At 56.1% G+C, this 13514-nt stretch carries 12 protein-coding genes; 3 read left to right on the top strand and 9 right to left on the bottom strand.

What is annotated here, in order from left to right; all coding sequences use genetic code 11:
• Positions 1-308 precede the first annotated feature (308 nt).
• Both ACTG2S_RS10715 and ACTG2S_RS10720 read left to right on the top strand, forming a co-directional pair.
• The gene (locus ACTG2S_RS10715; RefSeq protein WP_279498166.1) at positions 309-746 is read left to right on the top strand and encodes a GNAT family N-acetyltransferase; all 438 of its coding nucleotides are present in this window, start codon (positions 309-311) and stop codon (positions 744-746) included.
• 76 nt (positions 747-822) lie between these two features.
• Entirely contained in the window at positions 823-1587 is a 765-nt protein-coding gene (locus tag ACTG2S_RS10720; RefSeq protein ID WP_274160975.1) for a zinc-dependent peptidase, read from the top strand.
• Between the two features lie 978 nt (positions 1588-2565).
• Here the strand turns inward: ACTG2S_RS10720 and ACTG2S_RS10725 are convergent.
• Both ACTG2S_RS10725 and ACTG2S_RS10730 read right to left on the bottom strand, forming a co-directional pair.
• Entirely contained in the window at positions 2566-3138 is a 573-nt protein-coding gene (locus ACTG2S_RS10725) for a hypothetical protein (protein ID WP_274160954.1), read from the bottom strand.
• Between the two features lie 4 nt (positions 3139-3142).
• On the bottom strand, positions 3143-4081 hold the full coding sequence (locus ACTG2S_RS10730; protein WP_274160955.1) for a hypothetical protein: 939 nt from the start codon (positions 4079-4081) through the stop codon (positions 3143-3145).
• A 22-nt stretch (positions 4082-4103) separates the two neighbouring features.
• Between ACTG2S_RS10730 and ACTG2S_RS10735 the strand changes: the two genes are divergently transcribed.
• The gene (locus ACTG2S_RS10735; RefSeq protein WP_274160956.1) at positions 4104-4469 is read left to right on the top strand and encodes a hypothetical protein; all 366 of its coding nucleotides are present in this window, start codon (positions 4104-4106) and stop codon (positions 4467-4469) included.
• A gap of 187 nt (positions 4470-4656) precedes the next feature.
• Here the strand turns inward: ACTG2S_RS10735 and ACTG2S_RS10740 are convergent, their stop codons facing one another.
• The 7 genes from ACTG2S_RS10740 to ACTG2S_RS10770 all read right to left on the bottom strand — a co-directional run bounded on the left by ACTG2S_RS10740 (position 4657) and on the right by ACTG2S_RS10770 (position 13512).
• Entirely contained in the window at positions 4657-5253 is a 597-nt protein-coding gene (locus tag ACTG2S_RS10740) for an acetate uptake transporter (RefSeq protein WP_005336948.1), read from the bottom strand.
• A 224-nt stretch (positions 5254-5477) separates the two neighbouring features.
• On the bottom strand, positions 5478-8480 hold the full coding sequence (locus ACTG2S_RS10745) for a DUF748 domain-containing protein (RefSeq protein WP_439983248.1): 3003 nt from the start codon (positions 8478-8480) through the stop codon (positions 5478-5480).
• 52 nt (positions 8481-8532) lie between these two features.
• On the bottom strand, positions 8533-9294 hold the full coding sequence (locus tag ACTG2S_RS10750) for a substrate-binding periplasmic protein (RefSeq protein ID WP_439982491.1): 762 nt from the start codon (positions 9292-9294) through the stop codon (positions 8533-8535).
• Between the two features lie 36 nt (positions 9295-9330).
• On the bottom strand, positions 9331-9741 hold the full coding sequence (locus ACTG2S_RS10755) for a MerR family transcriptional regulator (protein WP_064341185.1): 411 nt from the start codon (positions 9739-9741) through the stop codon (positions 9331-9333).
• 2 nt (positions 9742-9743) lie between these two features.
• On the bottom strand, positions 9744-10712 hold the full coding sequence (locus tag ACTG2S_RS10760; RefSeq protein ID WP_274160959.1) for a hydroxymethylglutaryl-CoA lyase: 969 nt from the start codon (positions 10710-10712) through the stop codon (positions 9744-9746).
• Positions 10709-12679, bottom strand: coding sequence for an ATP-binding protein (locus ACTG2S_RS10765; RefSeq protein WP_274160960.1), 1971 nt, complete (start codon positions 12677-12679; stop codon positions 10709-10711). The genes ACTG2S_RS10760 and ACTG2S_RS10765 overlap by 4 nt, the downstream gene beginning before the upstream one ends.
• The gene (locus tag ACTG2S_RS10770; RefSeq protein ID WP_274160961.1) at positions 12676-13512 is read right to left on the bottom strand and encodes an enoyl-CoA hydratase-related protein; all 837 of its coding nucleotides are present in this window, start codon (positions 13510-13512) and stop codon (positions 12676-12678) included. The genes ACTG2S_RS10765 and ACTG2S_RS10770 overlap by 4 nt, the downstream gene beginning before the upstream one ends.
• Positions 13513-13514: the final 2 nt, after the last annotated feature.

Here is a 13514-nt window from a genome sequence, read left to right on the forward strand (position 1 = left end):
CGAGATCTTGGCCTCGCTCTCTGTCACTGTTTTCGGCACTGTTTGTTAACAATCCAGTTAACAAATGAGCGCGAGGTTGAGGGGTTAAGCAGAGCGCAAACACGCGCCATGCATGGCTTGTAACATATCGAGTTGTATCGGTGCTTCCCAGCGAAAAATGTTGTCTTGTTGCAAATTTGTGAATTGACAACGGTGGGGGGATAATGGCAGGCAGCGTTTTCTATGAGTAAAGATGAGATCCTCCTTGTTGATCTGCGCCAGACAATGTGACGGGCGTAACACAATGGAAAGCAAACATGAGGCCAACAATGAAAAATGACCCTGAGACGTTGACGATCCGTCCCCCTGAGGTCGACGACGGGAGCGCAATCGCCCACCTGTTCAGCCAATTGGGGTATCCTGCCGAAGGCGCTGACGTCACGGCGCGCCTGTTGGCGCCGGATTCCGCGAGCGTTGTGATGCTCGCATCCCTGGCCGACAAGGTGGTCGGCGTGCTGGTGTGGCACAAGCTGGCACCGCTGCATGTTGCACCAGCTTGGGGCCTGATCTCGGCGCTGGTTGTCGATGAAGGGGCAAGAGGGGCGGGAGTGGGCGCTGCCTTGCTCAAGGGAGCCGAAGCGATGGCGCGGGCCGCAGGTTGCGCCCAGCTGGAACTCTCCAGCAGTCTCAAGCGCGAGGCGGCCCACCGTTTCTATCTGGCGCAGGATTATCAGGAGCGGCCGAAACGGTTCGTCAAACTGTTGTGACCTGTTTTTTGCATCAAAAGAAGGAGTAGGCGTGCTGGGATGGTTCAAATGGCTGGGTGGTCGCCCGCAAACGCCCATGAGTGAGGATGAGTTGGCGCTGTGGCGTCAGGCGCTGGCGGCTGTGCCCATCTTGCAAGGGCTCAGCGACACCGAGCAGACAATGCTTATCGGCTTGGGGCAACAGCTGCTCAAGCGCAAGACCCTGACCCTGATCGGGGTAGAGCTCAGCCCACGCCAACAGGCGGTGCTGGCGCTGCAGGCGGCGTTGCCCATCTTGCACCTTGGCCTTGACTGGTATCGTGGCTTTCACGAAGTCATCATCATTCCCGAGCCCGTCACCCGGCGTCAGGAGGTGCAGGATGAGTTCGGGCTGGTGAGCGAGTTTGAAGAGGAGAACGCTGGCGAATCCTGGCCGCAAGGGCCGCTGGTGCTGGCCTGGAGCGAACTGCAGCAAGATGGCGACTGGGACGGCTTTAATCTGGTGATCCACGAGCTGGCCCACAAGCTCGATATGCTGGGCGGTGAGGCGGACGGCGCGCCGCCGTTGCCGGGGCAGATGAGCAGCCAGCTGTGGCAACAGGCCTTTCAGAGCGCCTTCGATGCGCTCTGCCAACAACTCGACCGGGACGAAGTGACCGATATCGATCCCTATGCTGCTGAACATCCCGCCGAATTTTTTGCCGTCAGCTGCGAGTGTTTCTTTACCGATCCGCTGCGGTTGCAGCAGGTTTATCCGGCGGTATACCGACAACTGAGCCAGTTCTTTAGCCAGGATCCCGCACTGCGTTTCCCCGCGACCCGCTTGCTGGCGGGGGAGGTGGACGCCGGGTCACTTACCTGATAACCGATCGGTTGAATGGTGATTCGAGATAGCAAAACCCCATATTGTCGGGGTTTTGCTACTTATGGTTTTCAACAGCCAAATTTCGCTTGTAACTCTGAAAGAAGAGTAATTGGTCTTGGTCTTCGTGTAGGGCATGCTCATAAAAATGGCGATTTTATCGCTCCACTTTCTTCTTTTTCCATCTATAGATGGAAGTGACGATAAATATCGAGAAAAGACAACATAATGGAGTAACTAAATAGAGAATAAAATCAAAATAGTATGCGGAATATGTTTCTCCAATAAAATGTTCACTAATATGTATTCTGCATATAAATAAAATAGTGGTTTGGTGATTGTTAGTATCGAGATAGATAATAACGTCAAAAAAGTGAAGGTGAATAGTACAATATGCATCATGCTGAAATACCTTTAAAAATACGATGTTATTTTACACATCCTAATCGCAATAGAGCAACCAATATTAATGGCATCTATAAATGTACTGTTATGTTTTTTCATCCACAGAGAAACATTTTAAAAATGCAATTTGTTGAAGAAGTTTCACCCCAATCAGTTTGTATAGGACAAGAAAATCCTAGATGCCACGCGCCCTGAGAGGGGAGAATTGCCAATATCTGTTTTTACAAATAATTTATCTCATGGAGCGCGCAGGCGGGAGCGGATGAGCGCGGATTTCGTAAATGCGTCTCTATCTGTGGTGTGAACTGGAAGATGATATGTACTGAGCTTTGTGTTGAAATGTTGAGTTGCAATGGAATTGTTTTTATGGAACTGAATGATGCAGTTCATGCGTTTAATTATTATCAGAAATCAATGAGATGGTTTTTACTATGAAGGCTTGAGTGTAGGTCATGAAATTATAATCATCGATATAATATTATTCGTTATAATGCTACAGCTGGTAGAAAATGTTTCTACCAGCAAGATTTTAATCGCTAGGGTGAAGATGGTAAATTAAAGCTAGAAGTATCTTCACTCATCCTTTTTTTTATCATATAGCTTAGGCTCTGAGCGATGAATTCTATCTATTAAAAAATGCATCCCCAAAACAGTTGTAAATAGTATATTGAAAAGTATAGTTAAATAAATAAACGCTCCGGCCCATTTTACTAATGGGTAACCGGAAAAAATATCTCGCAAACTACTGAGCATTAATTGGCACAGTCCCCCTGCGAAATACATTAATATACTCGTAAATGCAAGATATCCAAAGAGGTAACTGAGAAAACCTCGCCTCGTCAGTTTTTTACCATCTAAACATGGACAATCGCCACCGGTCATCGGGTCATCCATACCATCACGATTAAATGTTGCAACAGCGGCCATTGAAGCAATATAAAATCCAGATAATATTTGCAAGATCCCGTTTGACAATGAGACGATGCTATCTTTACCAAGAAAAGATATAGGCTTAGGCAATATATAGATAAGCGCGGTGACAAGTATCGCAGAAATCACAGGCAACCACAGGTCAAACCATCGCTTTTCATTGTTGGATATCTTTATATACCTTAGTGGTTTTAATAGCTTATCAACAATAAACATAATATTACCTATTATTTAGGATTACCCTCATATCTTTAACAAGATCGGGATGTATGTCATCTTGGCATTGTTCAATTTTCTCGGGTAGATGAACATACTCGCTTCGAACAAAAACTGACGCCTGCAAGTCTTCTCTCTTGGGATTGATGGGGATGCTTTTTCTCCTTTTGTTCTCATCTTCATACATGACCCGAAGATCAGTATAACCTTTCTTATTGATGATGTTTGCAGCTTTTTTTACCAAGTCGATAGCGCGTTGAGCACCACTCTTCTTGGTTTTGAGCACCAGTCGAGACTCCTCTATGGTGATTTCACCCTCTTCATCGAGAGTCTGGTCTTTCACTTTTCTTACCGCGCTGAAACCAAGTAACCAGCCATCCTTTAAGCATTCAGTCAGATCTTGTGCCGATAATGGTAACAATGAAACGCGCGGTCTACATTTGCAGCGAGAGCGCTTACCATCCTTATTTCTGTCAAACTCGAAATCAACAGCTTCATTAAACAAGGCCGTCATCACAGCGCCAATAAGAGTACGGGTAATGCCGGGAACCTCTTCAAAAACAGCACTATAAATTTCAGGAAATGCAGGGCTTTGTGACTCAAGGGAGATTACAAGATGTGCGGTAGCTGCTAATCCTTCACCTTGACCTTTACGGATAACTCGTGAAACCCCAGTATCTAACTGTGCAAAAGCAGGGTCTGATGCATTCTTGTCTGCAAGTTGAAACAGCAGAGTAATGGATTCATCAGGAATCATTTCATAAGTCAAGATTCTAGCAACAGCTTCACCTTTTTTAAATTCGTAAACTGCCTCTCCAGAATCAATCATCTTTAGTAAATAAGGTAGGCATTGCGTCAATGGCATATGTGGAGCGTCATCAGGTATCCGCCCCAACTCTAAATCACATTCAATTACGTAGCGCCCATAATCCTCAATAATCATTCTCGTTTAAGTCCAGTTTTGTTTGGTGGTTCACGATTGTATCCAGTTTCTATTATCAATCAAATCAGTCTTTGGTGGCTATCCAATCAATGTCACACCTTTTATTGTTTGCTTTGTCATTTTTGATGGCGCTGCAATGTATTTGATCCTTGGAGCTTTATTCTATGAATCTGCCTTCAGAGTACAGTTATTACCAGAGCTCCAAGAAGTGCAGCAGGCGTTGCTTGAGTACAACTTGTTCATCCCCTCCACCGTGCCCGCTGCGGGCGTTTCTGCCACCTTGAAGTGCAATCCCGCCATCACCGCGATCTTGCCTGCAGCAAAGTCCAAAACGACTCACAAGCCGGATCACCTGTTCCCTGAGCTTGCGGTTAATGCGCTGATATAGCTGTTCTGAAGCGGCTAAAAGAGGTCAATAAGGGGGAGGGGATAACGAGGAGGACGGAAATACCCGAGGCTTGGGATATTCGACTGTGAGACAGTAAAGGAAAAAAGCGTGCGCAGGACAATCAGCTTTGCGAAATAGCAAAAAGGCACCCGAGGGTGCCTTTTTCACAATCTGAGTGGCTTGCCTATCAGGCAGCGGCTTTCAGCTGTACGGCGGCGGCTTTCTTGTGATCGCCGATCGGCATTACGGTGCGGCCGAACTGCTCGTTGATCACGGTGGCCATGGCCAGGTAGATGGCGCTGGCGCCACAGATGATGCCTTCGAAACCGGCGATGGTGCCGATCAGGGTGCTGCCGGTGAAGTCACGGGCGGCCAGCAGGAAGAACAGCACGGTCAGGGAGGCGAATACGAACTGCTTGGCGCGCGGGTAGTTGATGGTGCCAACCAGCATGAACAGGGTGAACATGCCCCACATCAGCAGATACCAACCCATGTAGGCGTGCGGAGTGGCTTCGGCCAGACCCATGGTCGGCATGATCAGCAGGAACACCAGGCTCAGCCAGAACAGGCCGTAGGAGGTGAACGCGGTCACACCGAAGGTGTTGCCACGCTTGTACTCCATGATGCCAGCAATGATCTGGGCGATGCCGCCGTAGCACAGGCCCATGGCCAGGATCATGGCGCTGATGGGGAAGAAACCTGCGTTATGGATGTTCAGCAGGATGGTGGTCATACCGAAACCCATCAGACCCAGAGGGGCAGGGTTGGCCAATTTTTCGCTCACGTGGCGTTCTCCAAAAATAGAGGTGGGGTTAACAAAAGACGCGCGATTTTAGGCAGGCTGTGGCGCGCCCGCAAGGGGGCAGAGGGGATAAATCGTAAAAAAACTACGTGATTATTTGCATCAGAGGCCAAATGCTCACCAGGACAGGCTGTTTGGTGAGCAAAAGGTGTCAAAATAGTTGAGGGGTTGTATTTTTATTACGCTTTTTACGAAGTGCGGCGGCGTCACTGATCCAGCGTCAGGATCACTTTGGCTTCCTTGTCCTCTTCCTTGACCTGGCTGTCGAGCACGAACAGCCGCTCCGGAGCGATCCCCTGGCTGTCGACCAGAAACTCCTTGGTATTTTGCGCCCGGCGCATGGCGAGATTGCGCAGGGATTTGGCGGTGATGAGCTGCTGATCCCGCAGCAGGATCACCGCCTGGGCCCTCAGTGCCGCGCTCTCTTCATCCAGATGGAGGCGATCGGCCAGATCTTCCAGATCTTCGCCAAAGCGCTCTTCATAGGCTTGGGCCAGCGCCTCTTGCAGGGCGGGGTCCTGTTCCAGCAGGTCGAGATCCGCCTGATTGCCGGTGAGCTTGGCCAGTACCCGCTCCAGCTTTTGCCGTTGCAGGATGGGACGCTCCTCGTTGAAGTTGACCTTGCCGCGAATGTTCATGCTGAGCTTAGGTCTATCCTTGAGGGCCTGCGCCAGCTTGACCAGTTTCTCCTGCTGGGTGGGGGTGAGATCGGGATCCCCCGGCAGGAAAGGAAGTTCGTCGAGATCTTCGGTGCCATCGGCCAGCGAGGCGAGCAGGGAGAAGGGGGAGGTGATCGCCTTGCTCAGGGTGTTGCCTAGCACATCCCAGAAGATATTGCCGATGCTGAAGTCCGGTTGATCAAGATCCCCCTTTACTTTGAGGTTCATCTGTATCACCCCGTTGGCATCGCTCAGCAGGGCGATGGCCAGCCCCAGTGGCAGATCCTTGGCCTGATCGCTCTTGATCTTCTCGCCCAGTTGCAGCTTCTTGATGGTGATGTCGTTATCCCCCTCCAGCCGGTTACCCTCCAGCTTGTAGTGCAGCTTCATGGAGAGCTGCCCCTTGTCGATGGCATAACCGGCATAGGTGCCCGAATAGGGGGTAAAGGTGGTGAGCTCCAGATTGTGGAAAGCGACCGCGATGTCGAGGATCGGGTTGGCGACCAGCAGGTTGGTACCGCCGCGAATGGTCACTGGCGCATAGCGATCCACCTTGCCGTTGAAGGCGAGATCGGAGCGTTGCCCCGGAATATTGCTGATATGGCGACTCTGGCCGCCCAGCGAGGCGATATCGGCCACAAAATCCTGACTCAGACTGCGGTCGGCAAAGCGCAGGTTGCCCTGCTCGGTGCGCAGCTGGTCGATGGTGAAACGAAAGTCGGGAGCCTTGCTGCCTGCCGCTGCTTGAGTACTTTTTGCTGCCGCCGGTTGCGGCAACAGCATCTGTTGCAGGTTGGTGGTGCCATCTTCGTTGATCTCGATGCGGGCGAAGGGCTTGTTCAGGGCAATCTCCTTGATCCGCATCTGCTGGCTGATGCCGTCGTACGTCAGACCGGTGAGAGCCAGGGTGTTGAACTCCAGCAGCCGCTGATTGTCTGCCCGATCGACTACTTTGAGCCCGTTGATATCGAGCCCCCCTTGCAGGGTCAGCTTGCTCAGATCTCCCTGGGCGGTGGTGGCGAGATCAAGGCGGGTCTTGCTGCTCAGCAGCCCGTTTTGCACCTTAATGCGTACCAGATCGGCTAGATAGGGCTGTGCCAGCGTCAGGGGCAGCCCCTGCTGGTTGATGTCGCCACTTAAGGTGAAAGGAGTCAGGGTCAGTTGGCCATCAAAGGCGAGGGGGCTGCTCTGGTTGAACTGGGTGGCCAGAGTCAGTTTGCTCGGTTGCTCCCCCTTGCTGCCCAGTGGCCCCAGCGCCAGCTTGAGGCCGGAGAGCTGGCGTGCCTGCGGTTTGCCGCTGCTCGATTCGGTGAGGGTGAGATCGCCCTTGTCGATAAGGATCTGCTTGATCTGCCATTGCCAGGGTTTGTCTGGCACCTGTTTCTTGCCGTTACCGGCTGTCTTTGCTTGTGGTGCCGATTTGGGCGCCGCATTGCTGGCCACCTCGTTTGCGGCGTGGGCCCCTTTGGCAGGTTTGGCGGGGGCCTGTTCAATCAGCAAGTCAGCCAGATCCAGCTCCTGCTGTGGGTTGAGGGTGGCCTTGAGCAGGGGCTGTTGCAGGGTCACCTTGCCGATCTGGAGCGACTGTTTCTGGCCATCGACAGCCAGATCGCTCAGGGCCAGCTGGCCGAAGCGGGCAAATTCGTCGCCCTTGTGTTTTTTAAGCTGCCAGTTGTCCAGGGTCAGCTTGCCTTTGGACAATTGCCACAGCACTCCTTGCTTGCCCTCTTTAAGCTGGTACTCCACCTCTGCATTGGCGTGGCCCTTGGCCAGATCCAGCTTGAGATAGGGTGCCCAGAGCGGGGCGAAGGGTTTCAGGTCGACCTGTTTGAGGCTCGCTTTGCCCTGACCCATGCCGCTCATCACATCGAGTTTGCCGTGGGCAGCGAGGCTGCTTTTGCCGTTGATGGCGGCGTTCAGCTGATAGGCGGTCGGGTGATTTGCCTCGGTGCGCAGGTTATCGAGCTTGAGGGTCATTTTCTCCAGATTGAGAGGCGGCAACCAGCCGGGTTCGCTCTCCTTGCGCTGATCCTGATAGCGCACATGGCCGTCAGTGACTGCGATGCTGGCAATATCGACCAATAGCGGGGCGCTGGCTGTTTCGGGCTCGGGGGAGGGGGCAGGGGCGAGCAGGGTCGCCAGCGCATCGGTCAGATTGAGTCGAACCTCCCCCTTTTTGTCTGTCAGACGTTGCAGCAGCACCACGGGTTTGGTCAGGGTGACGGCGGAAAGCACGACCCCTTTCTGCTGCCAGCTGGCTTGCAGGTTTGGGGTGATAAAGAGCTGCTCAAAACCGATGATGGGCTGCTGCTTGGCATCGAGCAGGGTAGTCGCGCCGAGGGTGAGAGAAGGGTTGCGCAGCCCTACGTCAATCTCTCCCAGCGTCAGTTGCAGGCCATAGTGCTCAGCCAGCCAGCCGGGCAGATAGCGCTGGATCAGACGGGGGGTTTGCCACAGCAGCAGGGTCATCAGGATAAGAAGCAGCAGGAAAGCGTAGGCAAGGTAGCGCAGCAAGCGGAGCTTGGGGGACGCGGGCTCGGTGGTGTTCATTTGGTGCACTCCCATGTGGTTCCCGCCATGGTACAGAAAAGCTGGATAGTAATCATGGGGTTGCGTGCTGTTGTACGCCGTACTTTGTCCAAAAGCGATCCAGTTCACCTTTTTGTTGCAGCGCTGCCAGCCACTGTTCCAGCTGGGCAGGGGTAATGGGGGCCTCAGGGTGAAGGATGGCGCGGTGTTGATACTGTTGATCCCATTTTTGCGAGATCAGCAACTGGTCGGCTGTGTCGGGATTGGCCTGCAGATACTGGTTAAGGTAGGAAACGTTGAGAATGGCTACCTCGCCGCGCCCTTTGAGTAGCGCTTGCAGGGCGCTGACGTTGTCTTTGACCAGAGTGATATTGAGCTTGCGCTGCAGGTAGAGGGGATCGGCATTGAACTGGCCGACGCCGTAGTGATAGCCGGTCACCCCGATGAGGTGATGGCTGGCAGGATCGTCAAAAAAGCGCTGATCCCGCCCCGCTTTGTTCAGGGCCACATAGACCTCGCCACCACCGAGGAAGGGGGCTGTCATCTTGAATTTATCGGTGTCCCAGCCCCACTTGGTGTCTTCAAACAACATCAGCGAGAACCGGCCCAGATCGAGCGCCTTGTAACGGTTGGCGGCCGAGGTGGGGACAAAGACGAAGGTCACCTCTTTCTGTACGGCATTGAGCTGGTCGATAAGCTCCAGGGTCAGTCCTTCATAGCGGGAATCGGGGAGTTTGACCACAAAGGGGGCATAGGGGTATCCACCAACCTTGATGATGGGATGGCTCCAGCCAGAGAGGCTGAACAAGAGCAAAAACCAGCACCAATATCTCATGGGATACCCAAGGCAATAGCTTGCTCCCAGATTCGGTTAATCTGAGCCAGTTTTCAAGCTGTTAAGGGAATTAACACAGCGCTGTTCGGCGGCTTCCAGCTCGGCCATCACCATCTGGATATCCTCCAGTTGCTGGCGCAGGGCGCCGCGTTTTGCCTCGATCAGCTGGATCATGGAGTGGAGCTGGGTTTTGCTCGATTTGTCGGTGTCGTACATATCAAACAGCTCGCGGATCTCGGCCAGGCTAAACCCCAGCCGTTTGCCGCGCAGGGTCAATTTGAGCCGGATCTTGTCCCGATGGCTGTAGATGCGAGTTTGCCCCTCCCGCTGGGGAGTGAGCAGCCCCTCATCCTCGTAGTAGCGGATGGTGCGCGGCGTGACATCGAACTCGTGGGCCAGCTCCGAAATGCTGTAGGTGATCTCCTTGCCGGGCAGGGAACGGGACATGGTCATGACTCCTGTTGCTGGGCGTGTGGCTGGCAGAGGCGGGTACGCAGCCGCTCGGCATTGGCGTGCAGGGCCTGACCGACCCGCGAGCCGTTGGGGCGAGCGAGCTGCTCGCTCACCCACTGGCCGGTGGCCGCCAGTTTGTCGAGATCCACCCCGGTCGTCATGCCAAGGCCGTGTAGCAGGTAGACCACCTCTTCTGACGCCACATTGCCGGAGGCGCCCGGCGCATAGGGGCAGCCGCCAAGCCCCGCCACCGAGCAGTCGATGGTGCGAATGCCGCGCTCCAGCGCGGGTAGCAGGTTGGCCAACCCCTGGCCGTAGGTGTCGTGAAAATGGACCGCGAGTCGACCCGCCGGGATCTCGTGCAGCACCGCATCCAGCATGGGGGCCACGGTGCCCGGGGTGCCGACGCCTATGGTGTCCCCCAGCGAAATTTCGTGGCAGCCGAGATCCAGCAACTGTTCGGCCATGGCGGCGACCCGTTTTGGGCGGGTCGGGCCGTCGAAGGGGCAGGCGATGACGGTGGAGAGGTAGCCACGCACCTTGATGCCGAGGCGGCGCGCCTCCTGCACCAGCGGGGCGAAGCGCACCAGCGACTCCTCCACGCTGATGCCGATATTGGCGCGGGTAAAACCGTCGGAGCAGGCGGTGAAGAGGCCAATCTCGTCGGCGCGGGCGGCAATGGCAGCCTGCAAGCCTTGCAAATTGGGCACCAGAGCGCCGTAACGGATTGAGCCCTTGCGCGGCAGTGCCTCGAACAGCGCTGCGGAGTCCGCCATCTGCGGCACTTTTTTGGCAGAGACAAAGGCACCCACCTCGATGCGTTGCAGGCCGCTGTCGCTAAGGCGCTGGATCAGCTCCAGCCGCTGTACCAGGGAGAGGGGCGCAGCTTCATTTTGCAGGCCATCTCGCGGCCCCATCTCCACCAGACTGACCCTGTCGTCACGGACGTCCTGTGATCGGTTCATGGGTGTTCCTCCTGTGAAGCAGTCTCTTTGGCAAAGCGCACCAGCACGGTTCCCTGGCTTACCTGCTCGCCCTGTTTGCACAGCAGGGCTTCAATTACCCCGTCCCGCTCTGCACGCAACTGGTGTTCCATCTTCATCGCCTCCAGCACCAGCAGGGGTTGCCCCTTGCTGACCGTTTGGCCAGGTTCAATCATCACGGCCACCACGATGCCGTGCATGGGGGCGATGGCGCCCTGCGCCTTCTCATTTGTCTGATCATGATGGTGGCTGTGCTGCCGATCATCGGCCGCGAAGCGGATGCGCTGGCCCCCCAGGGTCATGATGAAGGCTGCCTCCGGGCCTGCGACCGTCTGAATGGGGATCTGTTGCCAGTCGCCGCCCTTCTGCAGCCGGATATTATCATCACCTCTCTGGTAGCAATGAGTCTCCCCTTGCCACTCAAACTGGCCGCCATGATCGTGAAGGGTCAATACCCGCCGCTCATCACCAATGCGTACCGCCGCTGTCCAGCAGCGATCCGGCCCTAGCCGAAATCCGCAGGCTTGCTGCCAGGGGGAGGTGCCCGCAGGGCGGCTCGCCAGCCAGAGGGCGGCCAGCGGCCAGGCGAGCTCAGGAATGGGCCGTGCTGTGGTGGGTATGGGCCATTGGGTATGGTGGCCCATGGCCAGGACGTCGGGCTCTTCACACAGGCGCAGCAGCAGCGGGCCGTTGTGCACCAGCGGGCCGAGATCCAGTGCCGCCAGCGCATCGGCCAGTTGAGCGAACGCCTCGGCGCGACTCTGGCCGTAGGCGATCAGCTTGGCGATCATGGGATCGTAATAGGGGCTCACCTCATCGCCAGCGGTAACGCCGGTGTCGATGCGCACGCCAACGGGCCAGTGGAGCCAGTGGATAGGCCCGCTGGCGGGCAGAAAACCGGCCGCCACATCCTCGGCGTAGAGGCGCGCTTCCACCGCATGGCCGCGCAGCACCACTTCCTCCTGGGTGAGTGGCAGCGGCTTGCCTTCTGCCACGGCCAGTTGCCAGGCCACCAGATCCTGCCCGGTCACCGCTTCGGTGACCGGATGCTCCACCTGCAGCCGGGTGTTCATCTCCATAAAGAAGAACGCATCCTTGCAGAGCAGGAACTCGATGGTGCCAGCCCCCTGATAATGGATGGCTTTGGCTGCGGCCACGGCCGCATCCCCCATGGCGCGACGCAAAGCCGGAGGGATGTCGGGGGCGGGCGCCTCTTCGATAACTTTCTGATGGCGTCGCTGCAAGGAGCAGTCCCTGTCCCCCAGATAGATGGCGTTGCCGAGGCTATCGGCAAAGACCTGCACCTCCACGTGGCGAGCCCGGGGTAGATAGCGCTCCAGCAGCACCAGATCGTCGCCAAAGGCGGCCTTGGCTTCCCGTTTGACTGCCGCCAGCGACTCGTCAAAGTCAGCCAGCTGATCGACCCGACGCATCCCCTTGCCACCGCCGCCACTGGCTGCCTTGATAAGTAGCGGGAAGCCAATCTGGCTCGCCTGATCGCGCAAGAAGTCCGGTCGTTGATCCGTGCCGTGATAGCCGGGCAGCACAGGTACGCCGGCAGCCTGCATCAGCGCCTTGGCGCCCGATTTGTCGCCCATGGCGAGAATGGCGGCGCCGCTTGGGCCGACAAAGCGCAGGCCGCGCTGTTCGCAGGCGGTGGCAAAATCGCTGTTTTCCGACAGAAAGCCGTAACCGGGATGGATGGCATCGGCGCGCGCTTCTTTGGCAATCTTCAGCACCTTGCCGGTGTCGAGATAGCTCTCTCTGGCCGGTGCGGGCCCCAGATGCCAGGCCTCATCGGCCAGGTGGGTGTGCATGGCGTGGGCGTCGGCATCGGAGTAGAGGGCGATGGTGTGAATGCCGAGGCGTTTCGCCGTTTTGATGATGCGCACAGCGATTTCGCCGCGATTGGCGATCAGCAGGCGCTTAATCTGAGTGTGATGGGTCATGTCTCATCCTTGAAACGGGGACGCCAGGCGGGAGGACGTTTGTCGAAGAAGGCCTGCATCCCCTCCTGGGCTTCGAGTCCCACCCGAACCCGGGCAATGGTCTCGACAGTTTTCTCTTCGTGCAGGCGGGAGGGATGGGCCTCTATCGCCGCCAGCAGTCGTTTGGTCTCTTTCATCGCTTCCGGCCCGTTGCGGCACAGACGAAGGGCCTGCGCCCGTCCCTCCGCCAGCAGTTGATCCGGCTTGCAGAGTTGATGTGCCACATTGAGCCGACAGGCGGTAATGGCATCGAACGGCTCTGCACTGAGCATGTAGCGGCGCGCCTGACGCATTCCCATGGCGCGTACCACGTAAGGGCTGATCACCGCAGGCACCAGACCCAGGCTCACCTCTGAGAGGCAGAAGCGGGCATCATCGCTGGCCAGCACCAGATCGCAAGCGCAGATGAGCCCCAGCGCCCCGCCATAGGCGGCCCCTTGCACCAGCGCTACCGTGGGGAAGGGGAGCTCGTCGAGGGTCTGCATCAGCCGCGCCAGTACCCGGGCATCTTCGCGATTGTGCTCGAAATCGGCGTGGGCCAGATTACGCATCCAGTTGAGATCGGCACCCGCGCAAAAATGTTTGCCCTCGGCCCGCAGCAGCAGGGTGTGAGGACGTTCGGCAAGTGAGTGACCATGGAGATGAGCCAGATCATCGAGGCAGTCGAGTAGCCCCAGCATCAGGTCGGCATCAAAGGCGTTGTGGCGGGCCGGGCGCGACAGCACCAGCTCGGCCAGTGGGCCATGCCGTTCCAGCCGAAACGGGGTCTGGGAGGAAGTAAGTGGATCTGACATGG

The sequence above is a fragment of the Aeromonas sp. 82P genome, from assembly GCF_051919365.1.
GTDB classification, from domain to species: domain Bacteria; phylum Pseudomonadota; class Gammaproteobacteria; order Enterobacterales; family Aeromonadaceae; genus Aeromonas; species Aeromonas veronii.